23 protein-coding genes are annotated in these 23,499 nt (G+C 62.3%); 6 read left to right on the forward strand and 17 right to left on the reverse strand.

Going from position 1 to position 23,499, the window contains the following annotated elements; genetic code table 11:
- Nucleotides 1-39 precede the first annotated feature (39 nt).
- The 6 genes from NY78_RS14725 to NY78_RS14750 all read right to left on the reverse strand — a co-directional run bounded on the left by NY78_RS14725 (nucleotide 40) and on the right by NY78_RS14750 (nucleotide 7,409).
- The gene (locus tag NY78_RS14725; protein WP_047960212.1) at nucleotides 40-1,626 is read right to left on the reverse strand and encodes a glycosyl hydrolase family 28-related protein; all 1,587 of its coding nucleotides are present in this window, start codon (nucleotides 1,624-1,626) and stop codon (nucleotides 40-42) included.
- A 388-nt stretch (nucleotides 1,627-2,014) separates the two neighbouring features.
- Complete coding sequence (locus tag NY78_RS14730; RefSeq protein WP_043637519.1) at nucleotides 2,015-3,280, reverse strand: ABC transporter permease; 1,266 nt, start codon at nucleotides 3,278-3,280, stop codon at nucleotides 2,015-2,017.
- A complete protein-coding gene (locus tag NY78_RS14735; RefSeq protein ID WP_043637521.1) occupies nucleotides 3,255-3,971 on the reverse strand; it encodes an ABC transporter ATP-binding protein in 717 nt (238 codons plus the stop codon). The genes NY78_RS14730 and NY78_RS14735 overlap by 26 nt, the downstream gene beginning before the upstream one ends.
- Nucleotides 3,968-5,236, reverse strand: coding sequence for an efflux RND transporter periplasmic adaptor subunit (locus tag NY78_RS14740; RefSeq protein WP_043637523.1), 1,269 nt, complete (start codon nucleotides 5,234-5,236; stop codon nucleotides 3,968-3,970). Before NY78_RS14740 ends, NY78_RS14735 begins: the two co-directional genes overlap by 4 nt.
- A gap of 207 nt (nucleotides 5,237-5,443) precedes the next feature.
- Nucleotides 5,444-5,947 carry a hypothetical protein gene (locus NY78_RS14745; protein WP_043637614.1) on the reverse strand — a complete coding sequence of 168 codons (504 nt, stop codon included), beginning with the start codon at nucleotides 5,945-5,947 and terminating at the stop codon, nucleotides 5,444-5,446.
- A 97-nt stretch (nucleotides 5,948-6,044) separates the two neighbouring features.
- The gene (locus NY78_RS14750; protein WP_043637526.1) at nucleotides 6,045-7,409 is read right to left on the reverse strand and encodes a phosphomannomutase/phosphoglucomutase; all 1,365 of its coding nucleotides are present in this window, start codon (nucleotides 7,407-7,409) and stop codon (nucleotides 6,045-6,047) included.
- Nucleotides 7,410-7,504: 95 nt separating this feature from the next.
- Between NY78_RS14750 and hflK the strand changes: the two genes are divergently transcribed.
- The 3 genes from hflK to secF all read left to right on the forward strand — a co-directional run bounded on the left by hflK (nucleotide 7,505) and on the right by secF (nucleotide 10,700).
- Nucleotides 7,505-8,599, forward strand: a complete 1,095-nt coding sequence (gene hflK, locus NY78_RS14755; RefSeq protein WP_043637615.1) for an FtsH protease activity modulator HflK — start codon at nucleotides 7,505-7,507, stop codon at nucleotides 8,597-8,599.
- Nucleotides 8,596-9,444 carry a protease modulator HflC gene (hflC, locus tag NY78_RS14760; RefSeq protein WP_043637527.1) on the forward strand — a complete coding sequence of 283 codons (849 nt, stop codon included), beginning with the start codon at nucleotides 8,596-8,598 and terminating at the stop codon, nucleotides 9,442-9,444. The genes hflK and hflC overlap by 4 nt, the downstream gene beginning before the upstream one ends.
- Before the next feature lie 155 nt (nucleotides 9,445-9,599).
- Nucleotides 9,600-10,700, forward strand: a complete 1,101-nt coding sequence (secF, locus tag NY78_RS14765; RefSeq protein ID WP_043637528.1) for a protein translocase subunit SecF — start codon at nucleotides 9,600-9,602, stop codon at nucleotides 10,698-10,700.
- 158 nt (nucleotides 10,701-10,858) lie between these two features.
- Here secF and NY78_RS14770 read toward each other — a convergent pair whose 3' ends face one another.
- From NY78_RS14770 to NY78_RS14795, 6 genes are all read right to left on the reverse strand, one after another.
- Nucleotides 10,859-12,835, reverse strand: a complete 1,977-nt coding sequence (locus NY78_RS14770) for a cellulose binding domain-containing protein (RefSeq protein WP_043637531.1) — start codon at nucleotides 12,833-12,835, stop codon at nucleotides 10,859-10,861.
- Between the two features lie 165 nt (nucleotides 12,836-13,000).
- On the reverse strand, nucleotides 13,001-13,321 hold the full coding sequence (locus NY78_RS14775; protein WP_043637533.1) for a hypothetical protein: 321 nt from the start codon (nucleotides 13,319-13,321) through the stop codon (nucleotides 13,001-13,003).
- Nucleotides 13,322-13,373: 52 nt separating this feature from the next.
- On the reverse strand, nucleotides 13,374-13,640 hold the full coding sequence (locus tag NY78_RS14780) for a hypothetical protein (RefSeq protein WP_043637535.1): 267 nt from the start codon (nucleotides 13,638-13,640) through the stop codon (nucleotides 13,374-13,376).
- 100 nt (nucleotides 13,641-13,740) lie between these two features.
- Nucleotides 13,741-14,901, reverse strand: coding sequence for a response regulator (locus NY78_RS14785; RefSeq protein WP_043637616.1), 1,161 nt, complete (start codon nucleotides 14,899-14,901; stop codon nucleotides 13,741-13,743).
- Nucleotides 14,902-15,056: 155 nt separating this feature from the next.
- Nucleotides 15,057-16,040, reverse strand: coding sequence for a type I glyceraldehyde-3-phosphate dehydrogenase (gene gap / locus NY78_RS14790; protein ID WP_043637538.1), 984 nt, complete (start codon nucleotides 16,038-16,040; stop codon nucleotides 15,057-15,059).
- Between the two features lie 187 nt (nucleotides 16,041-16,227).
- On the reverse strand, nucleotides 16,228-16,842 hold the full coding sequence (locus NY78_RS14795) for a hypothetical protein (RefSeq protein ID WP_047960213.1): 615 nt from the start codon (nucleotides 16,840-16,842) through the stop codon (nucleotides 16,228-16,230).
- Between the two features lie 171 nt (nucleotides 16,843-17,013).
- Between NY78_RS14795 and NY78_RS14800 the strand changes: the two genes are divergently transcribed.
- Together NY78_RS14800 and NY78_RS14805 are read left to right on the forward strand one after the other, a co-directional pair.
- Complete coding sequence (locus NY78_RS14800; RefSeq protein ID WP_043637539.1) at nucleotides 17,014-17,490, forward strand: hypothetical protein; 477 nt, start codon at nucleotides 17,014-17,016, stop codon at nucleotides 17,488-17,490.
- 136 nt (nucleotides 17,491-17,626) lie between these two features.
- The gene (locus NY78_RS14805; RefSeq protein ID WP_043637541.1) at nucleotides 17,627-17,854 is read left to right on the forward strand and encodes a hypothetical protein; all 228 of its coding nucleotides are present in this window, start codon (nucleotides 17,627-17,629) and stop codon (nucleotides 17,852-17,854) included.
- A gap of 39 nt (nucleotides 17,855-17,893) precedes the next feature.
- Here NY78_RS14805 and NY78_RS14810 read toward each other — a convergent pair whose 3' ends face one another.
- Nucleotides 17,894-19,333 (reverse strand): helicase HerA-like domain-containing protein, encoded by a 1,440-nt coding sequence (locus NY78_RS14810; RefSeq protein WP_043637543.1) that lies wholly within the window; start codon nucleotides 19,331-19,333, stop codon nucleotides 17,894-17,896.
- A gap of 122 nt (nucleotides 19,334-19,455) precedes the next feature.
- Between NY78_RS14810 and NY78_RS14815 the strand changes: the two genes are divergently transcribed.
- Complete coding sequence (locus NY78_RS14815) at nucleotides 19,456-19,938, forward strand: hypothetical protein (protein ID WP_043637544.1); 483 nt, start codon at nucleotides 19,456-19,458, stop codon at nucleotides 19,936-19,938.
- 284 nt (nucleotides 19,939-20,222) lie between these two features.
- Here the strand turns inward: NY78_RS14815 and NY78_RS14820 are convergent, their stop codons facing one another.
- From NY78_RS14820 to NY78_RS14835, 4 genes are all read right to left on the reverse strand, one after another.
- The gene (locus NY78_RS14820) at nucleotides 20,223-20,543 is read right to left on the reverse strand and encodes a hypothetical protein (protein WP_156180959.1); all 321 of its coding nucleotides are present in this window, start codon (nucleotides 20,541-20,543) and stop codon (nucleotides 20,223-20,225) included.
- A gap of 84 nt (nucleotides 20,544-20,627) precedes the next feature.
- The gene (locus NY78_RS14825; protein WP_043637548.1) at nucleotides 20,628-21,674 is read right to left on the reverse strand and encodes a polysaccharide deacetylase family protein; all 1,047 of its coding nucleotides are present in this window, start codon (nucleotides 21,672-21,674) and stop codon (nucleotides 20,628-20,630) included.
- A 215-nt stretch (nucleotides 21,675-21,889) separates the two neighbouring features.
- On the reverse strand, nucleotides 21,890-22,099 hold the full coding sequence (locus tag NY78_RS14830) for a TOBE domain-containing protein (protein ID WP_043637551.1): 210 nt from the start codon (nucleotides 22,097-22,099) through the stop codon (nucleotides 21,890-21,892).
- A 249-nt stretch (nucleotides 22,100-22,348) separates the two neighbouring features.
- Complete coding sequence (locus NY78_RS14835; RefSeq protein WP_043637553.1) at nucleotides 22,349-23,440, reverse strand: D-alanyl-D-alanine carboxypeptidase family protein; 1,092 nt, start codon at nucleotides 23,438-23,440, stop codon at nucleotides 22,349-22,351.
- Nucleotides 23,441-23,499: the final 59 nt, after the last annotated feature.

Genomic DNA, 23,499 nt, shown 5'->3' on the forward strand with positions numbered 1-23,499 from the left:
CGTTTGTATTGGAGGTTCTGGCCGTTGGAGGGCGCTGCATTATTGCGGCAGCAGCAGGTTGGTGATGATGACCGCCATGGCCTCGACCTTTGGAGCTACAGGCGGTGTGGCGGTCACTCCAGTGGCCCGTTGACCGGCTGGATTGATCAGCTGACCATCAGCCAGCATGGGCCAGGCACAAGCGGTAAAAAAAGCCGGAGGTGTTGCACGGTAGAGGCTGGCCGGAACGTCGGTCACCGTACAGCCGTTGCCGGGGGTGGAATCTGCCATGACCGAGTTGCTGGCAAGAACGGTTCCGGTGATGCCTGCAGCCACGGTGAGGGGGCCGCCGGACAGGATGACGTTGCCGAGGATCGCCTGTTCGTGGGAGGCGTCGAGGATCTCGATGCCTTCCTTGGCGACCACGTTTCGAAGCAGGACATTGCCTGGACCGGCCGGACCCCAATAGTCGGTGATGTCTATTTCTTCGACGAGATTGCCTTCGAACAGGTTGCGGAAGGGGTAATGGCCGTGGACAGAGATGTCGCAGGGGGTCCACTCGTCGGATTCGCACACGGTGATGCTGGAGGCATTGTAGCCATAGACGTTGCCGTTGGCCCCTTGGCTGACAATCATGGCATGACGCAGGGTTTGGAAGATGTTGTTTTCCACCAGGCAGTCCGAGACATGCCGGCCAAGGCTTACGCCGTAGCCCCGACCGCCGTCGCCGTAGTCGTGGGCGCGCTTGAAGGTCGAATCCCGGACTTCGATGGCGGCTGAAGATTCGGCATAGACATGGGCGCTGACGGTGTCAAAGCTCTCGACCCGGCGCACCCAGCAGTTGAAAGCATATTTGAAGTGGATGGTATCGCCGCCGTCACTGCCGGGGTCTTCCCGGCGGATGCCGAGGTCCTCGATGCCGACGTTGGTGCCCATGCGGTAGACCCGGGCCCGGGCCGACAGACTGGTGCCGTAGGCGGCGCGCAGAGGACGATCAAGGGTCAAGACCTTGCCGGAAACGGCTGTGACAACCAGGAACTGGCCCACCACGCTTTGCGCCCAGTCCTGGTTCCATTCCGGGTCGGTGTACATCTTGGCGGGGTCATTTTGTTGCTCGATTTCAATCACGTCGCCAACCGCTACGCCCGATGTGCCAGCCAGGGTGATTGTCGTTTGGCCAAGGGCCGCGTCCTGGGTCAGTTTGCTCCAGCTCCTGGAGTTGTACGTGGTGAAATCAAGGAGCGGATCAGACGATCCGTTCATGTTGAAAACGAGCTTGGAAAGGCTGGCTCCCTCGCCGCGAAGGACAAGGCCGCTGGTCAGGGCCAGGGTTCGGCTGAGTCGATAGGTCCCGGCGGGGATCAACAGCACGCCGGGTCTGGCCAGGGCGGCCATGGCGCTCTCAAAGGCGGCCGTATCGTCGGTTTTGCCGTCGCCAGTCGCTCCGTAGTTGCGCACCGAGACGGTTTGGACCGGGGTAGGCGGGGCCTGCCGTAACCCAGCCTTGTCCCAGGCAGCGACGGGATCGGCATACTTCCCGGCTGCGCCGCCAGTAGTGTCTGCAGCCAGCGCGCTTGCGGCCAGACCCAAAACGAGAAGGCTGATGGCCAGGACGGCAAGGGCTTGGCAAGGCCGGCTACGGTCCATAAACAATTCCTGGGCGTTAGGGGTGGCAGACTGCCATGCCAAATGCAGATGCTGTGCCGCTGTGGAAAAAGGACCGGGTGGAGAGGATAACAGGCTTTTTTATCAGACAATTTATGTGGATTTGACGGGTTGCCGGAGTGGCTCTTTTCCACTGGATGTGGAAAACACAGCGATCCGATCAAAGGATATGCAGGGCAGTTGCCACTATCGGTGGTCGACCTTGATTGGACCGCATCCGGGCAGACGAGGTTGCATCCAGGCGGTACGGGGAGCAGGCGACGGGCGGCTTACCCTGTGTGCTTAGGCGTCGGGAGAGGCTTCAGGCCGGGCGCAAGACGGTCCCTTCCGGTCTGGGGCGGCGGTCTGGAAAACGGGGGTGGGGAAACCGTTACTCGCCGCCGCCACGCAGGGCGTCGATGGGATCGAGCGTGGCCGCCTTGCGGGCTGGGCGCAGCCCGAACACCAGGGCGATGGCCAGGGCGGCAGCCAGGGACAACACGAAGATCTTGGGCGACAGGCGCAGTTCCAGCAAGCCCAGACGCGACAAGGACTCGCCCAGGGCCACGCCGAGGCCAATGCCGAAGACCGCGCCGGTCAGGGTCAGGTAGACGGCCTCGGAGAGAAACTGAACCATGATCGCCGTGGAGGTGGCCCCAACAGCCTTTCGAAGGCCGATCTCCACCCGCCGTTCGCTCACTCCGAGAAACATGAGATTGGCCAGGACAAAGCCGCCAACCAAAATGGCCACACCGGCCGTAAGGCCGAGAAAAGCCACCAGACCGCCGGTAAAGGCCGTCAGGAATTTAAGGATTTCACTGGCTGAGAGCAGTGTGAAATCATCGGGCTGGGTGGGGCCGAGCTTGTGCTCATGACGCAGCAGGGCACGTAGATTGTCCTTGTGCGCATCGATCAGCTCCGGGTCGTGGAACCGGACGCGAAGGCCCCGAAAGTAGCTGCGGTTCAGGTTGAAGCGCTGGGTCAGGGTGGTGATGGGCATGATCATCCGGTCGTCCACGGACGTATCCGACCCGCCGCCGGTAAAGCCCCGGTAGGACAGGCGTCCGATGATCTGTACAGGCAGGTTTTTGACCATGACCGTGCGTCCGACCGGCGAGGCCTCGCCGAAGAGTTCCCGGGCCGGAACGTCGCCGATAAGCGCCACCTTGGCCCCATACTTGACGTCGTCGGCCGACAGGTCGCGCCCTTCGGACAGGGGCCAGTTCCAGGTCTGGGCATAGTCTTCGGTCGCCCCGACCACGGTGGGCGTCTCGTAGTTCTTATTGCCGTATTTGAGCGTCACAGCCCGCACCGACCGCATGGGCAGCACGGCATAGGCCCCGGGCAGGGAACGGGCGATGGCCCGGGCGTCGGACCAAGTGAGGGTATTGACGCGCTGGCCCACAGGCCGGTTTTCAATATCGCCGCCAAGGACCAGGACGGCGTCCGGGCCAAAAAAATCTACAATTTCCAGGGCTTTTCGCCGTGCGCCGTCCACGGAAGCGACAATGACGGTCAGGGCCGCTATGCCCATGGCCACGGCGGCCACGACAAAGAGGCTGCGGGCCTTGTGGGCAAAAAGCGCCAGCCAGGCCATGCGCTGCAAGCGCCACAACAGGCGTGGACCGCGGCTAATCCTGCGCCACACGGCCGTCATGGACAAGAATCTGCCGGCGGGCGTAGCCGGCGGTTGCGTCGTCGTGGGTGACGACAATGACCGTCTTGCCGGCGTCGCGGTTGATGACGGCGAGCAGCTCCATGATTTCGGCGCTGGTGGCCGAGTCGAGCTGGCCGGTGGGCTCGTCGGCCAAAATAAGGTCGGGATCGTTTATCAGCGAACGGGCCAGGGCCACCCGCTGCTGCTGGCCGCCGGAGAGCTGGGAGGGCTTGTGCTGGGCCTGGGCGGTCAGTCCGACCTTGTCAAGCAATTCCATGGCCCGACGGGTCAGGGCTGCGCGCGACGTGTTGCTGTAGAGGCCCGGCAACAGGACGTTGTCCAGGGCCGTGGCATAGGGAATAAGGTAAAAGCTCTGGAAAACGAAGCCGATGGCTTGGTTTCGAAGACCGGAAAGGGCGTCGTCGCCAAGGGTTCCCGTTTCCAAACCGCCGAGTCGGTAGCTGCCGGAGGTCGGCCGGTCGAGCAGGCCCAGGATATGGAGCAGGGTGGACTTGCCTGAACCGGAGGGACCCATGATGGCGGCGAATTCTCCGGGCGCGATGTCCAGGCTGACCCCGGAGAGCACGGTATGGCTTACCCCGCCCATGACGTAGGCCCGGGTCACGTCGGTGAGCCGGATAAGCGGCTCGTCACCGGCGGGCCGGCCCGATGGGGCCGCCTGGATGGTCATCGATTGGTTCCCGGCCGATTGGGTTTGGGGGCGTTTGCGGTCGGCGCGACCAAGCCCGGAAGCACAATCTGGGTGGCCACCGGCTCGCCTGGGCTTAGCCCTTCGAGAATCTCGGTCTCGTTTAATCCTTCAAGACCGAGCTTGGGCTGCACCTCGCGCACGCCGCCGCCAGCCAGGACGGCAAAGACCACCTGCCGGTCGCCGATCCATTTGAGAGCCGCGTTGGGGATGATCAGCACATCCTTTTTCTCTTTGACCACGATCTGGCACTGGGTGGTCATTTCCGGGCGCAATTTGGCCGATTCCACGGGGTCAAGGCGCACCAGGGCCTGATAATAGACGATGTTGTCGCGAATTTCCGGCTGGGGATAAATCTGGTCCACACTGCCCTTAAATGTTGCGCCAGGGTAGCTGTCCACGCGAAATTCCACAGGCATTCCGGGCTTTACCTGGCCCACGTCGGTCTCATCGACGTAAATCCACATTTCCAGGCGGCTGGGGTCGAGCACGGTGATGAGGTTGGCCACCTGCAAGCCGGCCACCACGGTTTCCCCGGCCTGGGAGGTGACAAAGGCCACCACGCCGTCGATGGGGCTGACAATACTCGTGTAGGAAATTTTGGTATTGACCGAGTCGATGACCGCTTGCGCTTCTTCCTTGCCCTTCTGGGCCTTGATGGCTTCCTTTTCAAATTCGGTCCGCACCCGCACGAGCGAAGCCTCCCGGGCCAGGACCTCGTTTTGGCTGACCAGGGAATCGCGGCGGGCGGCGTCAAGGACGTCCCGGGCCACGAGCTCCTTTTTAAACAACTCGTCCTGGCGTTTCAGGCTGGAAGCGGCATAGTCATACTTGGCCTGGGACAGGCGCAGTTCGGCTTCGGCCTCGGCGATGCGCTTGGGATAAACGGTTTCAACCTGGGATAGTTCGGCCTTGGCCCTGGCCAGCTTGGCTTCGGCCTCGTCGAGCTGGGAGCGCAGTTCCCGGGAGTCGATGACCGCGATGAGCTGGTCTTTTTTGACCTCGTCGCCAACCTTGACGTTCATTTCTTTAATGGTGCCCGTGGCCCGGGCTCCGATTTTGACGATGGCCCCGACCTGGGCCTTGATGATGCCCGTCGCCTCAAGCACCTTGCGCACGTTGCCCATGGCGGCTTCGGCTGTGGCGATGACCTTGGGCGGGTCGGGTTTTTTTACGTACTGTTTGTAGGCATACAGGCCGCCGCCGACAAGGACGACGAGGAGGAAGAGCCATTTGAATATGCGCATTCGATTGTATCCGATAAGCTGAGTTACCCGTCGTATAGCGGTATTTGGCGGTGGGAGCAAATGGCTGCCGCCTGCCTGCCTGGATGTTCAGAGCATACGCTCGTCGTACGACGGACAGCGTGCCCTGCGCAGGACTTTGCTTCCGGTTGCGGCAACGCAGGGTGTGCGGGTTTTCACGGCGCTGGGGGGAACGGGCGTCAGACCGGGCTATTTGGGCATCAGTTTTTGCCATAAGGGGCGATTGTCTGGCGGCGGCCCGGGTTTGGCCCTATTCTTTTCAACCTTGCACTCCACCATGGCAAAGAGCTCTGTTTTCGCTGCGGCGCAACCGATATAGAGCTTGACGTGATAGCTGTTCTCGTTGTGCAGCAAATGATATTCCAGAACTTTCTTGCCGCCTGGAGCGTCTGTGACAAGGGCCGGCAGGCCGTTTTTGCTCGTGAACCGGGCTGTGGCAGCGGCCACGTCGCAGTGGTCCAACACGTCTTCCGAGGGACTCAAGGAAAAGCTGTCCCTGTAGATGCAGCTATTTTCCAGAATGCTCTTGCCGCCGGGATTGGTTTTGCTGCGGATGTACTCCTTTTTGGCCAGGAATTCGCCCAGGGCGGGATTGGGGTGGTAGTCCTGGCCCCGGGCCGGGGCAGCGACGGCCAGGATGGCTGCCAGGACGAGAACAGAGCAGGGCAGGGCAGCGGAGAAGGCTTTGGGCATGATCTCCTCCATGGTCGGGGCCTTGTGGCCCCGGCGGCCGCTGCCGGTCAAGCAAGGCAGCGGCCGTCGGGGAGTGGCGCATATCCCGGAACGGGACCTAACTGAGTTCGGCGATCCAGGCCGCCACCGGCTCCTCGATGAGCCGGCGGATTTCGGCCAGCCGGGCCTCGGTTTCCGCCTCGAACCGCACCACCAGGGCCGGTTGGGTATTGGAGGCCCGCAGCAGGCCCCAGCCGTCGGGAAAGGTCAGGCGCACGCCGTCCACGTCGATGACGTCATAGCCCGAGGCGAAATAGGCTTTGGCCTTTTCCACCACGGCGAATTTGACGGCGTCGGGACAGTCCACCCGGATTTCCGGCGTGTTGACCGTGGCCGGCCAGTCGTCCAGCATGGATTCGAGGCGCGTCCCCGAGGCGGCCACGATTTCAGCCAATCGGGCGCTGGCATAAATGGCGTCGTCAAAGCCATAGTAGCGGTCGGCGAAAAACATGTGACCGCTCATTTCCCCGGCCAGGGTTGCGCCGGTCTCGCGCATCTTGGACTTGATGAGCGAGTGGCCGGTGGGGGCCATGACCGGCTCCCCGCCGTGGGCGGCGATATCCTTGTAGAGCAGATGGCTGCACTTGACCTCGCCGATGATGGTGGCGCCGGGGTGGTTGGCCAACACCGCCCGGGCATAGATGGCCAGCAACTGGTCGCCGTAGAGCAGCCGGCCGGTCCCGTCCACCACGCCGATGCGGTCGGCGTCGCCGTCCAGGCCCACGCCGAAATCCGCGCCTTCGGCCACCACCCGGGCAGCCAGATCGGCTACGTTGGCGTGGATGACCGGATCGGGATGGTGGTTGGGAAAGCGGCCATCCGGCTCGCAATACAGGGGAATGACTCTGGCCCCGGTCTGGCGCAACACCTCGCAGCACACCAGCCCGCCGGCCCCGTTGCCGCCGTCAACAACCACAGTGACTGCCCGGGGCAGCACCATCTGTTCGGAGACGCGTTCGATATAGGATGGCCGGATGTCGTGCTCGCAAATAATGCCCACGCCCGAGATGAATTCGCCAGAGGCCATAATGTCGTAAATTTCGCGGATATCGTCAGTATGGATGGTGCTCTCGCCGGACCATATTTTAAACCCGTTGAATTCCGATGGGTTGTGGCTGGCAGTGACAATGGCTCCGGCTTTGCGGCCAAGGGCCTTGACCGCATAGTAAAAGACCGGGCTTGGCACCATGCCAAGGCACACCACATCCACGCCGCAGGCCGCCAGTCCGGCGGCCAGCCGAGCCTGATAGCCCGGAGAGGTCAGCCGACAGTCGTGCCCGACCACGGCCTGCTGTTGGCCGCGTCGCAGAAAAAATGTTCCCAGGGCCCGGCCCAGGCGTTCCACCCATTGATCGTCGAAATCAATGTCAACCAGACCTCTGATGTCATAAGCCCGGAATGGCCCTGGCAAAATAGGCTTCATGCTGTCTCCTTGAAAATGTCGTCGTCTTCATGGCATCGTCTTGCTGGGGCCGGCTTTTCTTGACCTCGGCCCTGTTTCTCCCCTATGCCCCAATGATGAACTGGGACTGGGACAAGCTCTCCGAGCAAAAACGCCGCCAAGGATCTCCGATACCGGAACCCGGGCGGCTTGGCGAGGACTTGGCCGACAGACTGTCGGATATCAAAAAACGGCTGCCCGGCGGCCCAAAAATCATTGTGGCCGTGCTGGTCCTTTTATGGCTGGCGAGCGGCATTTACATCGTGGAGCCGGATGAGGCAGGCGTTGTGCAGCGTTTCGGCGCGTATGCCTATTCCACGGGACCTGGGCCGCATTACCATTTACCGTTTCCGATGGAGACCGTAAAGACCCCGAAGGTTTCCCAGGTGCGCCGGGTGGAGGTGGGCTTCCGCGCCACGACCCGCGACGGCCTGACCTCCCCGTATCGGGCGGTTCCAGAAGAATCGCTCATGCTCACCGGGGATGAAAACATCGTGGATGTGCAGTTTATCGTCCAGTATCAGATCAGCAATCCCGTGGACTTTCTTTTTCGAGTGGCCCACCCGGTTGAGACGGTCAAAAGCGCCGCCGAAGCGGCTATGCGCCAAGTCATCGGCGACGCCAAAATTGACACGGTGCTGACGGCCGGCAAGGTCAAGGTGCAAGACGACACCCGGGCACTGCTCCAGGAAATGCTCGCGCGCTACGGCTGCGGCGTGGATGTCGTGGCTGTGCAGCTTCAGGACGTGCATCCGCCCAAGGAAGTCGTGGATGCCTTCAAGGACGTGGCCAGCGCCAGGGAAGACAAGATTCGTCTCGTCAACGAGGCCGACGCTTACTATAACGACATCATTCCCAAGGCCCGAGGCCGGGCTGCCGCCATTTTAAACGAAGCCGGCGCTTACAAGGAGCAGGTCATTCGCCGGGCCAAGGGCGGAGCGGACCGCTTCACGGCCCTGCGGACCGAATTCGACAAGGCCCCGGCCGTGACCCGGCAGCGCCTTTTCATCGAAGGCATGGAAACCCTGCTGACCAACCCCGAGCTTGAAAAACTCATCATGAGCGATGAAGCGGCACGCCAGGCTGTTCCCTATCTGCCGCTGGAGGCCATGCGCCCGGCCCCGCGTCCCCAGGACGCCCCGGCGGCCAAGCCCAAGGGAGGCGCCCAGTGAAGACTTCCCTCGTTATCGGCGCTGTCCTGGCCTTTCTGGCCGCTGTGACCGCTTCCCAGAGCGTCTACGTGGTGGACCAGACCGAGACGGCCATTGTGCTCCAGCTCGGCAAACCTGTGGCCGGTCCCATCCTGCCGGGGCTGCACGCCAAGATTCCTTTCATTCAAAACGTGGTCTTTTTCGACGCCAGACTGCTCGAGTACGACGCCAAGGCGGCCGAGATCCTGACGCTGGACAAGAAAAATCTGGTCGTGGACAATTACGCCCGCTGGCGCATTACCGATCCGCTGCTTTTCTACCGGACCTTGCGCACGGTTGACCGGGCCAACGCCCGCCTCGACGACATCATTTACGCCGAATTGCGTGTGGCCCTCGGCCAGTACACGCTGCTCGACGTGGTGTCGGAAAAGCGGGAGATCATCATGGGCGAAGTGACGAAAAAATCCTCGCAGATCCTGTCGCCCTATGGGCTTGAGGTGGTTGATGTCCGCATCAAACGCACGGATCTGCCGGCGGAAAACGCCCAGGCCATCTACGGACGGATGAAAGCTGAACGCGAACGGCAAGCCAAACTCTACCGTTCCGAAGGCTCGGAGGAGATGGAAAAGATCAAATCCGGCGCAAACAAAGATCGGGCCATCCTGCTGGCCGAGGCTGAACGGCAGGCTGAAATCCTGCGCGGGCAGGGGGATGCCGAAGCGGCGTCCGTGTGGGCCGAGGCTGTCAGCAAGTCGCCGGAGTTTTTTGGCTTCACCCGAAGCCTTGAAGCCTACCAGAAGTCCTTTGCCCACAATACCCGGCTGTTTCTCACCCCGGAAAGCCCTTTTCTCAAATACATGCGCTGAGTCTGCGCCCGGCCGGGAGTCCTGTCCCGGCTGGGCGGCTTGACAAGGCCCGTGTATTTGACGGAAGCTGCAACGCCTTTCCGGGCCGGGCGGGGCAACCGGCATTGCTGCCGCCCCGCCCGCCAATCCCGCTACCAATCCAACAGGGGGAGACGATGGTTCTGGAGCTGATACGGCCCGGCACGAACATCAATTTTCTGAAGTACCGGAAGCTGGCCTACCTTTTTTCGGCGGCCATCATCCTGGCCGGCTTTGTGTCCCTGGCCGTCAAAGGCGGTCCGCGTTTCGGCGTGGATTTTTCCGGCGGTCTGTCCATCCAGGTGCGCTTTGCCAAGACCATGGACGTGGAGAGCATTGCCAAGGCCGTGGACGAGGTGGGGCTTAAAAACGTCGTGGTCCAGCGCTTCGGCCAGGACGACGCCAACGAGTTTTTGATCCGGGCCTCGGATCACGAGGTCAACCAGGAGACGGTGCGCACCGGCATTGAGACCGCCTTGGCCAAAAATCTTCCCGATTCGGGCTATTCCGTCCAACGCCTGGAGATGGTCGGTCCCAAGGTTGGCGCGGATTTGCGCGGCAAGGCCCTGGAAGCCATCTTCTATTCGGTGCTTTTGATCGCCATCTATATTTCCGGGCGCTTTGAGCAACGCTGGATGGCGGCCGGCCTCATGGCGGCCGGTCTTTCCGCCGGCATCTATCTGCTCAAGCTCACCGGAGCCTCGACGGTGTGGCTCATTGTCGCGGCCATGGCCATCACCATGGCCCTGTGCTTCGTCATGCGCCTCAAATACGCCCTGGGTGCAGTGGTGGCCGATCTGCATGACGTGTTCATCACCATCAGCATCTTTTCCCTGTTGGATAAGGAGTTCGATCTGACCATTGTGGCCGCACTCCTGACCATCCTTGGCTATTCGCTCAACGACACCATTATCGTCTACGACCGGATACGGGAAAAGCTGCGCCATACCGACAAGTCCGCACCCTTTGAGCAGGTCATCAACCAAAGCGTCAACGAGACTCTTTCGCGCACCATCCTGACGGCCGGGACAACGCTTATGACCGTCGCCTGCCTGTACTTCTTTGGCGGTGCGGTTATTCACGATTTCGCCTTGGCCATGCTGATCGGCATCCTGGCCGGCACCTATTCTTCGATTTTTGTGGCCAGCCCGATCCTGCTGGATCTGGGTTCGGGACTCAACAAACCCGAGGCTCCCGCACCGGCGGCCGGACCCCGGGTCAACGCCGCCAGGGCTTAGTCTCCGGCGGGCAGACGATATGCAAGGCAAAGGCCGCTCCGATCCGGAGCGGCCTTTTTTGCGTCCGCAGGCCGGACGCCCTTGTCGCGGAGCTGGCGGGCAGATGCAGCCACAGGCCACGCCTGCCTTGTGATGCGAGGGCCAAACGGTATCGCCGTCTACTGGCCAAGGAGCAGGGACACGGCCGGTAAAGCCGTCGTCGTCTGTACAACGACCGGGTGGGCCAGATAATAGTCCTGAAGCGCCTGAATCCAGAACCAGTCGTCGGTTGGCGGCTGGCCCAGGCCGTCGGTGCTGTCGCCGACGCCGGCCCCAAACAGGGCGGCAATGATGCCGTGGCTCGGCAGGATGCCGATATGTTCACTCCAGACCACCGACTGGCCATTGGCGGACAACCCGGCGTCCGCCGCCCGGTTCTGGGCAAAATAGGCGGCTCGCAGGCTGGAAGGTTCGGTCAGGGTGTCGCCAAAGAAAAAGGTCGCGGTGCTGTCCTCGTAGTGCTGCGAGGTGTTGGCGAGCGTTGCAAAGGCCGCGCCGGTGCGGGCGCTGATCCGGGTGGAGCCGTTTATGTGGCCCACAGGCAGTTGCCACAGGACCATGGGCCTGCCGGCGGCCTCGCCAAGGGTCTGGGCAAACAGCAGATAATTGTTCCAGTGGTCGCTGTTCCAAAACCAGGTGGACTTGGCCGGGTCGGCCGGGGAACTGATGCCGGCGTCCAGGCCGTACTTGTCGATGGACACGAAATCAGCCTGGCTGGAAAGGATGCCGGCCGCCATGGCATAGGCGGCGATTTCCCGGGCAGCGGCCACGATGGTGGCCCGTCCGGCCGTCCAGCCCTGGTCGTCGTCATCGGTGCGGCGGATGACGCCTTTTCCGCCGGTAGCCGTAGGCGAGGCCCACAGATTGAGTTGCCAGCCGAACAGGACATTGCCGCCGTTTCCCCGGATGGCGGCATTGATGCGCTGCACGGTGTCGGGAACCGTTCCGTCGGCCGTGGCAATGGCGGATGGCGGCAGGCCGGAGTTTTGCTGCAGGTAGCCAAGAAAATCCGGTTCCAGGATGACGCCGTAGAGTTCCCCCTGCATGACCGCGGTTGTTTCGGAAAGAAACGTGGTCAGGTTGCTGTAGTAGGCAGCCATGTAGTCGGCGTTTTGTACATGTTCAAGGTCGGTGGTGTAGCTCTCTCCTCCGTCGGGGATGTTGTAGAAGACGAAGAACGGGACAAGCCCAAGCGCCAGACTCTCTTTGGCAAAAGAGACGGCCCGGTCCGGGTCCCAGGATTTCCAGCCGGCAATGGGGCCGCCGTTGATGTAGATGTAGCGGATATCGGCCCGGGTGCCTTTGGGACCGGCGACGTGGTTGCGCCAGAACGCGAGATCGGCATCCGAATCCTCCGATACCGAGCCGACGGCAACCGGACCCGGCAGTCCGGGCAGACTGCCGCCCGCGGCGTCGATCCGAAGACCCATGAAACACCTTGTGCCGTCGGCAAAGGTCAGGGCCAGTCCGGTTCGGCCCGGGACCAGCCCTTGGGCCGTTAACCGGCCATCGGCGATGGTCACGGCGGCTGCAGCCGGATTCCTGGACACGACTCCGGTAATGGCCCGATCAAAGGCAAAGGTACGGCTTTGGCCGGTGCGCACATGGATCTGCAAGGGGTCGCTTTGCCCCAGAACAAAGGTATCGGCATCGCGGTCCGCAGTGATGCGGTAGTCGGCGGTTCCCGGCAAAACGGGCGGTGGTATTACGGCGCAGGCATCGCACCAGGCGCCGCTGACGGCCACATCCGTGGGGGCCGTGCCGCCTGGGCTGGCCGTAAATCCCACGGTCACCGACCCGCCCGGAGCAATGTCGCTGTTCCAGGAGGCCGGGGCGACGACCACGGCGCCGTCCTGGTCGGCCAGACGCTGGCCGTTCCAGATACTGTTGATGGTCCCGGCCAACCGGAAGGTCAGTCTCCAGTCGCGCAGCGTGCTGCCGGAAGTGTTGCGCAGGGTCACATTGGCCTCAAAGCCCGAGGTCCAATCTTGGATGACGGCGAAGGTCACGGTGACGCCGTCAAGGGCGGGAGCTGGAGTGGGCAGGGCGAAAGACAGGATGAGGACGGACAGGAGAACGATGAGACAACGGGGCATACAGAACTCCGCATGAGGTGAGCAAGCAGACGACACTGCTGTCCCCCAGCAGAAATCGGACCAAGCCGTACACCTTGGGGTTCAGGGAATTCGGGCTTTTTCAGCTCGACAAGACATGGACTGGCGCGACGGCCGGCACCATGAAAGTTGGAAAGGCGCGACGCTTCAGGGCGTTGGCTTATGCGCAGATGTTCCCTTGGAGCTTTGATAGGCAGCCAGTTCGGCTTCGTAGCGCGCCAGTTCCTGGCGGGCACTTTCCTTGGCCCGCCCAAACTGTTCAACGGCTTCGGCCATACCGTCCTTGCGAGCGTCTTCTTCGGCCTGGCTGTAGCGCAGATAGGCGTTGCGGTTGGACTTGATCTTTTCAGCCAGATACTGCTCCTGATCCTGAGGGTACCAGGGATTGTGCGTGCTGGAGCAGGCCAACAGGGACAGACACAAAACCAAGGAGAAAAGCAGGAGGATGCTTGGGCGAAGGTGTTGCATGCAATAACCAGGGGGTTGTCGGCCTGCGGCCTCCGTGAGGCAGGATCGGAGCCTAGAGCCGGATGTTGACGATGCCGCCTTGGGTGACTTCCACCGCACCGGCGACAGCCGGCGTAACACTGCCGGCCGGGGCCGTGTCGACATGCCCGGCCGGCTGGACATCGAAGGGACCAGTTGGCGGCGTTGTCTGGACGACGCCTGGCGGGGACGGAGTCACCGTGCCGGCCGGCGTCGCTTCAATATGGCCCGGCGGAGACGCTTCGAAATGACCTGGCGGTCCGGATTCTGTGTGTCCGGCCGGGGTGACGGCGTCTGACATGGTGTTCCTCCCGCAGCGGCCCATTCGCCTCTCCCAACGTATGCCCCACTTTTGGCGGCAAGGCAATCTATGGTCAGCGGGAGTGGCGCTATTGTCTTGATCAGGCGGCCTTGGCTTGGCGGCGTGAACGCACAAGCGTCTCAGTCGCCAGTCCGGCCAGATAGAGCACGCCGCGCAGGAGCAGGGGCAGAGACGGTCCCTGGGCTGTGTCGGCGGCAAGGGGGGCTATGGCTTCGTCGGTTTTTCCGGTCAGGCGGCGATGGATGATTCTGGCTTCGGGGTGCCGTTCGTTGAGGCGCAGTCCTTTCCGCACGGCCCGTTCGGCCAAGTCGGGACGGCGCAGGAAATGGTAGGCCTTGGATAGCCCCACGTAGGCGTCGGCGTTTTGGGGGGCCAGCTCCAGCGCCAGCCGGTAGAGCGACACGGCGGCGGTGTAGTGGCGATCGCGCACAAGTTCGTTGCCAAGGGCCAGGAAGGGATTGAATCCGGCCTCGTCAGCGGCGAGCAGGGTCACGAATTGGTCGCGCAGTTCAACAAAGCGCTGGGCCCGGGCGCAGGCCGAAGCCGCTTGTTTCATGTAGTGGCGGTATTGGCGAAGGCTCCCCTTGGTCAGCCAGGCCCGGGCCAGGCCCAGATGGGCCTCGACATAGAGCTTGTTGACGGCCAGGGCCTTGTGAAAAGCCATGATGGCCCGTTCCACGTCGCGCACGGCCAAGGCGGCCATGCCTTCTTCAAACAGGCGCGGGGCATCGTCCGGCGTATCGGCCACGGCGGCAAAGGCGCGTTCGGCGCCGCGGGCATCGCCGGCGTTTTCCTTGGCCACGGCCCGCCCCAGGGCGGCGCGCTCGGCCGCGGCGAATCGGGTCATGTGGGCCGCCATGGCCAGATGCCGGTGGAACGTGTCTTCGGAGTAGGGGCGCAGCATAAAACCGGCCACGCCGAGCTTGACGGCGGACAGCACATCGGCCCGGGTCCCGCCGGCAGCCGTGAGGATGACCGGAATGTCGGCCAGGGCGGGATCGGCGCGCAGAGCCGTTATCAGGTCGCGGCCGTCCATGTCGGACAGTTTGTCGTCGCAGATGATCAGGCTCGGGCCTTCGCGGCGAAGAAGCGCCAGGGCGTCAGCGCCGGAGGCCGCATGGCGTACGGCGAAGATGCGGGCACGCTTTAAGAAATCACGGTCGACCCGGGCATGGCCGTCGCTGGCCGAAACGACGAGGGCAGAAGAAAAAACAGCGGCAGGGGTGGTCGGCGCGGTCATGGGCATATCCTCGATTCCGGGTGGCCGGGATGCAGTGGCGTTGGCCTTTGCTCACTGTATCGACCAGGAACGGGATTGCTTTAGAGTGATTTCAAAAAGGAAAACCGCCCGCCGGCCAGGGCCGGGGGCGGTTTGTCGGGTGGCTTGGGAGCGGTCTACAGGCTGGCGACCTTTTTGATCAGGCGCACCAGCTGGTGGGTGAAGCCGGCTTCGTTGTCGTACCAGGACAGGACCTTGGCCATTGTGCCGTCCAGGACCTGGGAGGCTTTGGAATCCACCACGCCGCCGTGGGTGTCGCCCACGAAGTCGATGGACACAAGCGGTTCGTCGGTAAAGCCCATGCTGTCGCCGGCCGCGGCGGCCAAAACCGCCAGCATCCCGGCGGTGTCTGTGGGTTTTTCCAGTTCGCAGGTGAAATCCACCACCGAGACGTTGGGGGTGGGCACGCGGATGGACATGCCGTCGAGGCGGCCGGTCAGGGCCGGGATGACCTTGGTCACGGCCCGGGCGGCGCCGGTGGTGGTGGGGATCATGGACAGGGCGCAGGCCCGGCCGCGACGCCAGTCCTTGTGGGACCCGTCGAGGATGCGCTGGCTCATGGTATAGGAATGGATGGTGGTCATGAGGCCGTGCTTGATGCCGAAGGCATCGTTTAGGGCCTTGGCCACCGGGGCCAGACAGTTGGTGGTGCAGGAGGCATTGGAAATGATGCGGTGCTCGGCCTTGAGTTCGTGGTCATTGACGCCCATGACGATGGTGACGTCTTCGTTCTTGCCGGGGGCGCTGATGATGACTTTTTCAGCCCCGCACAGGCCATGCTTCTCGCAGGACTCCCGGTCAACGAACTTGCCCGTGGTCTCGACCACATAGCGGCAACCCAATTCGGCCCAGCGCCATTCGCCGCCGCCGTGACGGCTGATTTTCACGAGTCGGTCGTTTATGATCAAGCCCTCGTCGCAGGGAACCACGGTGCCGGCAAAACGGCCGTGTACGGAATCGTATTTGAGCAGATGGGCCAGCTGGGCATTGTCGGCCCGGGCATTGATGGCTGCCAGTGTGATGTCCTGATCGTCGGCCAGAAGCCTGACCAGATACCGACCGATACGACCAAACCCGTTGATGCCGATGGTAATCGCCATATTCGTGTCCTCCTGGGAGTAAGAGCGTGTCGGAAGCGGGATGCCGTCGCACCCCGGCCCGGGGCGTCAGGCGGACGACGTTACGGCCGGTCCGCAAACGCGGCAGATGATAGGCCGAGCGGCGGTTTTGTGTCAACAAATCGTCGGTTTGTCGACCCGTGACCAGGACCGCCGGCCGGCTCCGTGTTTACTGCGGCAAAAGCCAGTTCTCGTCCACTTCGAACAAGGGAAAGGCCGGCTGCGGTTCGGGCGCGCCCTTAATCATGGCGTCGTAGCAGGCCCGTTCCTGGGCCATGGCCCGGTTGTCGCTTATACGGATGATGTTGCCGGAGGGGTTTTCCTCGCCGGCCTGCTCGTAATGCTCAAGCAGAATATCCAGTCCTTTGGCCTTGTTTGAGCCAAACACCCAGCGATAGCCCTTGTACTTGACCCCCTTGGGAACAGGCAACGGCAGGGGCACGCCGTAGCGGTCGGTCAGTTTGCGGGTCAGCTTGTCAAACAGGGCCTTGGAGCCGTCCTTGTATTGCAGCCGGATGCGTTCGACCCGGTTCTGGGTGGAGCAACCGCCGAGCAGAACGTAGCCGGCGGTAAAACCTTTGGTGGGTTTGAGATTGGCCCGCACCAGCCAGGGTTTGTCCCACAGGGGCGCAACCCGGGCCAGATCCAGACGGTCGCGCAGATCCTCGGCATTAGCCCCGAGCGTGATGCCGGCAAGCTGGTTGGGAGCGTCGGCAGCCCGGACCGGGACGGCCAGGAGGACGAGGGAGAAAATGGTCACGGCGAGACAGAAAAGGCGGTGCATGGGAGGCTCCTTTCACCTGGGATGCGTCGATATATTTTTCATCACAAAACCGGAAGCCGCAGTATTGTCAAGGTCAGGCCAGCCCCTTGCCGCCCGCTCTTCCATGGCGTAAGATAACACCTTGCCCATTTTCGGGCTTCTTTTGCCCGTGTTCATCTTAAGGAGAATACCATGTCCAAAAAGGTCCTGATCCTGGTCGCCTTGCTTGTTTGTGTGGGCTTTCGCGCCCCGGCCTATTCGGGCACACAGGTTGCCTCGGGCGTCAGCACTGCATCGTTTGCCCACGCCTGGTCCAGCTATTCCGACAAGGAAAAGCGATCCTTCCTGTTTGGTCTGGCCACTGCTGTGCGCATCATGTGCACCGACATCAGCACCATGCAGAAAGATGCCAAAGGTCCGGCTATTGAGAACAATTTCCGGGAATGTTTCAATTCCTATGCCGGCATGGAGCCCTCTAGCCTGATTTCGGCCATGGACGCCCTGTACGCCGATTCCAAAAACGCCATGATCCCCCTGGACGGCGCCTACAAGATTTCGCTGATGAAAGTCCGTGGCGACAAGGTGGACGACATTATCATCCAGGCCCGCAAGTACGGCGAAGGACTTAAAAAGGAAATCGAGCAGCAGCGTCAAAAGGGCGGCCAGTAGAGGCATTCGGGCGAGTCCTGGCTGGAAAGGAGCGCCGCTGCCGGTCTCTTGAAAAAAGGACAGCGGTGCTTATATACAAGAAAGACGCATGGCCGTTTGTTTTGCGTCATTTGACTGCTCAGCCAAGGAGGCGCGTATGTGGATCTGGGTTGCGCGCTGGCTCAAGCGGCCCGGTCAGGAAGCAGCGATTACCCAGGCGGCCGACCATATTCGTCGGCACTGGGAAGAGGTCTGCCTTGATGTCGGATATGATCCGGCCAAGAACGTGACCGTGGCCGAAAACGACAAGGAACTCCGGGTCGGCATCAGCGAAGAACTCGACATGACGTTTCGCGAGGAACCCGGCGAGTGGCGCTACTACTAATAATCAAGGGGGCTTCGGCCCCCTTTTTTTTCTGCCCGGCTACCGTTTCCCCCCGAAAAGCGCTCCCAATACCCCCCGGGCAATCTGCCGGCCGATCTGGGTGCCGATGGATCGCAGGGCACTTTCGGCCATGGAGCCGATGAGACGCTCGGCCTGGCTTTTGCCGACCCGGGTGGACGGTTGCCGTTCCTGGATGGTTTCGGCCCTGGCCTGCAAACGCTCGAAGGCCGATTCCCGATCCAGGGGCTTCCCATAGTGGCCGGCCAGGACGGAGCCGCGGGTTGTTTCCTGTTTCTCGATTTCGGAAAGGGGCAGCATCCGGCTGCGCGGCGGGACAATAAGGCACCGCTCCACGACCGTCGGCATGCCCTTGGCGTCCAGGCAGGAGACCAAGGCCTCGCCCACGCCAAGCTCGGTAATGGTCCTGGCCGTGTCGAGTTTCGGGTTGGGGCGGAAGGTGTCGGCTGCGGCGGCCACGGCCCGTTGATCGCGCGGCGTGAAGGCGCGCAAGGCGTGCTGGACGCGGTTGCCAAGCTGGGAAAGGACCGTGTCCGGCAGATCGAGCGGCGACTGGGTGATGAAATAAATGCCGACCCCCTTGGATCGGATGAGGCGCACGGTCTGTTCGATTTTCTCGACCAGCGCCGCCGGGGCGTCGGTAAAGAGCAGATGGGCCTCGTCAAAGAAAAAGACCAGACGCGGTCTGTCCGTATCGCCCACTTCGGGCAGGGTCTCAAACAGTTCGGCCAACAGCCACAGGAGCATGACGGCGTAAACCTTGGGCGCGCCCATAAGGCCCTTGGCGCACAGGATATTGAGCACGCCCCGGCCTGAGACGTCGGTCTGGAACAGGTCATCGAGATCCAGGGCAGGTTCACCGAAAAAGAGCGCACCGCCCTGACTCTCCAGGCCAAGCAAGGCACGTTGGATGGCCCCGACGCTGGCGGTGGAGACATTGCCGAAGCGGGTGCGATACGAGGCGGCATTGTCCCCGACATGGGTGGTCATGGCCTGCAGGTCTTTAAGATCGAGCAGCAACAGCCCAGCTTCGTCTGCCGCCCGGAAAATGATATCCAGCACCCCGGACTGGGTGTCGTTGAGGCCAAGCAGCCGGGCCAGCAACAGCGGCCCCATTTCCGACACGGTAGTGCGAAGGGGGATGCCGTCACGGCCAAGGATGTCCCAGAAGACGGTGGGGTAGGCCGCAGGTGTGAAATCGAGGCCAAGTTCCCTGGCCCGGTCAACGATCTTGGGGGCATCGCCGCCGGCTGCGGCCAGCCCGGACAGGTCGCCCTTGATGTCGGCCAGGAAGACCGGGACGCCCAGATCGGAGAAGGCCTCGGCCAGCACACGCAAGGTCACGGTTTTGCCCGTGCCCGTGGCTCCGGACACCAGGCCGTGACGGTTGGCCATGGCCGGCAGCAAAAAGGCGTCCGTACTTCCCCGGCCGAGTAGAATCGGTTGGCTGCCTGTTGTCATGGGCGGTCCTTTTCTCTACATATACTGGAGTTTTATAAATTGCCGGCCCACAACAGAGCGCAGTGCTGGTCGTTGCGCCAGGGCTGGCCAGGGCTTTCTTACCACTTTGCACGGAGGTTTGCATGTCCCGTCATGTCGCAGTGCTTCTGGCTCTTGTCATGGGCTGTTTTCTGGCCGTTTCTTCGGCCCAGGCCAGGGAATCCAAGGAGAAGAAGGAAAAGAGCATTCCCGACGTCACCGGCGTATGGAAGGGCACGTCGGATTCCGTGGCCATGGGGCGGCTGGGCCATACCGATCCGACCACTACGCCCAAGTTCCTGCATCTGGACTGGACACTGACCATCGACAAGCAGGAAGGCCGGGCATTTTTCGGCACCAAGGCCTCGGCCCGGGGCAAGGAAACTGTGGTTGGCGTGATCGACGGGGCTACGCTCTACATGGCTGATGACGACGGCGCCTTTGTCGGCAAGCTGACCAGCAAAAACCGTCTGGTGCTCAAGTATATGGAACCGGGGAAGGAATCCAAAGTGGCCAGCATCACGCTGTATGTCCGGGAAGGCAGCAACGACAAGGAAGAGACTCCGGCCGCAGCACCGGCCCAGTAGGACACGCGCCCCGGATTGCGGCCTTGGTGACGGTTCGACAGGTCGTTATCGTACAGGGCAAGACCATTGACTCCAGTCCCCGGAGGGGAAGCCCCCTCTGGGGACCAGCATGCCGCAGCCCCGGTTCTTTTCCCAGGGGAAGAACCAAGGCACAACTGGAGCCGTGTCCATTCGCTCCGCTCCCGTCGCAAAGGGACTGTCGGTTGCGCTTGCTGGAGCCCGCCATGAGCAAGTGAGGTACGAACAGGTCATCCGCACAAGGCGTGTAGGGGGGAGTGAAAGGGCTACTTCCCGATACGAAATTCAAAGTCCTCGGCGCCTATTTTGCCGGAACCGGAGCCGGAGAGCCCGGCCGTGACAAAGACAAACGAGCCCAGACGGCCATCTTCGCAGGTGACCGTGCCGTTGCCTTCCTGTTGACTCACATGCACAAAATTACCCTTGCAGGCCACGCCTTTGTTCGTTGCGAGGATCAAGCTCCCGTCGCCGCTGAAGGACGCTGTCGCGGTTCCAGTGAACGTCTCGGTGCTTTCATGCACTTTGCCTTGGATCGGGAGGTTTACGGAAAAGGAAAAGGCTGGAGCGAGAAAAACAAGGAGAATCAACCCGCACGTCGTAACCATCTGGAAACACATTTTACAAGTACAGTACATAACAATCTCTTCCTGAACGCTGTATTTTGCCCGGAATCAGGGCGCTTGGGTGGGTTTTGGCAGTGGCCCCGATCCGCTTTTTTTGCGCGGATGCGTGGTGCCGTCGCCAAAGACGGCGTCATATTGGGCCGTGTCGCCGGGATGGCTGTCATAGCAGTCCGAGGTCACAACCGGCCGCCCGGCCGCCAGCAACTCACTGACCGTAACCAGAGTATAACCACGATTGGTCAGTTCCGCCAGCAGTCCGGGCAGGGCCTGCCCGGTACCGTGGCCGTTGCCGTTGGCGTGGCCGATGATGATGTCGCCGGGGCGGACCCGTTCCAGGACGTTTTTGAGGACGCGCTCCGGGGTGCTGGCCGAATCGGGGTCTCCGGTGGTCAGGTTCCATTGTACGGCGGCTAGGCCCATCTTGGCTAGCATGTCCAGGGCCTCGGGCCGGCAGCGGCCGTAGGGGAACCGAAAGAGCACGGGGGCTTGCGGGATAGTGGCCAGATCCTTGTCGGACACCCCGCGTTCCTGGGCCAGATGCACGAGTTCGGAGCGAAGCTCGGCATACTGGGCCTGGGTCCAGGCAATCTCCCGGATCATGGCGTCGGGGTGCAGACGGCCAAAGTTGCCATGGGTCCAGGCATGGTTGCCGATTTCAAACAGCGGATCGGCGATCAACTGCATGGCCCGGAGAGGATGGGAGCGCATCCATTTGCCGCCGACGAACAGGGTGGCCCGGGCTCCTGCCGCCCGCAGGGCGTCAATGACCGCTGCGTCGTAGCCGGAAGCCTGGTCGGCCAATTCGCACAGATCAAAAGTCAGGGCCACGAGCTTGGCGCCGTGGGTGTCCACCCGGCGGATGGAGCCGGTGAGTTTTGCGGGTAGGGGAGGCAGTGACGGGGGCGTCACGGACACCGGCGACGTTGTGTCGGGAGCGCCCAGGCGGCCGGATTTGCGTTCGGCCGGGGAGCCGGCCAGCTCGGCCGGAGTCCACAGGGCGGACTGTACGGTTTCGGTCTTGCCGGCCTGGGCCGCAGGGCAGGCGGCAACCACACAGCAAAAAAGCACCAGGACAGGTATAAACACTCGACGCACGCCATTGCTCCCAGACGGACGGTGGGGCCGGGACTCCCGTCCGTGTTTTGGTGCGGCAAGGTGGCATGGGCGCGGGAACTTGGCAAGACAGAAATAGACTGTGATTCGCGTCAAGTGAGGAGGGAAGCGGGGGGCGAGAAACAGCGCCGCGCGCAACGTCCGGTCCCGTCCGGGATGCGACGGCCAGGACCGGACAGCAGGGCAGAGGCGGCGGACTAGTCGGTGACGAGCATGACGCTTGAGGCCTTGACCATGGCCTTGACCGACTGGCCCACGGCCAGGCCCATGGCTTCGACAGAGTGGGTGGTGACCACGGACACGATTTCAACGCCGGGAGCGATTTCTATAACGACTTCGCTGCTGACCATACCGTTGGTGATGGACTTGATGGTGCCGGGCACAAGGTTGCGGGCGCTGATTTTCATGGATGGCTCCTGGTTGAGTGTTGGCACTGCCAACCACAATAGCAACCCGGGCGAAAGAGGGTCAATGCTGTCAGGAAATTTGCTTGTGCTGTCACTTGATTTCAGAATGCCATGTGACTGGAGGCAAATGGAAGCCGTAAACAAAAGAGTGGGCGGGAAGAAGGGCGGCCGCTGCGTGGGAAAAACCGGCAGCGGCCTGCAATCGATGGGCGGCGACGGGAACTGGCTGATGCGCCGGTATGAGGGAGCTTACCGGCTTGCAGCTCCGTTTTTCGCGTGTTTCTTGCTTTGGCTGTGGGAAGTCGTATGGGGCGCGCCGGCCTTGTTGGCCTTGGCCGATTTGGTGTGCTTGGATTTGGCCGAGACGGCGTGGGCATCGAAGCGGGCTGACGCGCCGCGCCGGGAACTGACCGAACTGCGGCGTTCGCTGTCAGCGATGCGGACAACCTTGCCATGATGCTTGGAGCGGCTTCGTTTGGAGACGATCTTGGTCGGGGTCGGTTCAGGAACATCGCAACTCGCCACCATGCTGTCCACTGCGCCGGAGAAGGAGGCGTCAAGGATTCGGGTGGCTTCACGATTGCGCAACTGCTTGGTGCGTCCGCCGAGCACCACGGCGATGACGCGGGCATCGCCGCGCTTGGCTGTGGCAATGATGTTGTAGCCGCTGGCATCGATGTAGCCGGTCTTGATGCCGTCCACGCCGTCACAAGTGCCAAGCAGCCGGTTGGTGTTGCCGTGGACCGCGCCGTTATGACTGATTTCGGTGGTGGAGTGATAGCGCAGGGCCTGCGGATAGTGGTGCAGGTAGCTGACGGCCAGTTTGGTGAGGTCCCGGGCGGTGGTGAGCTGGCCCGGTGCGGGCAGGCCGTTGGGATTTTTGAAGGTGGTGCCGGTCATGCCCAGGCTGCGGGCCTTGCTGTTCATCATCTCCACGAAATGGGGGATGCCGCCGAAGTGCTCGGCCACGGCGATGCAGGCGTCGTTGCCCGAGGCAACGGCCATGCCGCGCATGAGTTCGTCGAGCGTGACCACCTCGCCGGCGTGAAGGTTCATGGTCGATCCGCCTGTGGCGTCGGCCCGGCGGCTGATTTTGATCCGGTCGGAAAAGCTGGCCTTGCCCGAGGCCACGAGGTCGAAAACAAGGTACATGGTCATGACCTTGGTCAGCGACGCCGGGGGGATGCGGCGGTCGGCGTCCTGGCTGTACAGGGTCTTGCCTGAGCTATACTCCGTGACCAGAGCGGATTTGACGGCCAGCTTCCCGGACTGCTTGGCCGGGAAGGCCGTTTTCGGCCCGATCAGACACAGTAGGACGAGCAAGATCAATACGCGGCGCATAACGCCTCCCTGTTTGAAAAAATAATACGGATGCCGCCGAAACCGAAGCTTCCCCAATG

It is taken from the genome of Desulfovibrio sp. TomC (assembly GCF_000801335.2).
Lineage (GTDB): Bacteria > Desulfobacterota > Desulfovibrionia > Desulfovibrionales > Desulfovibrionaceae > Solidesulfovibrio.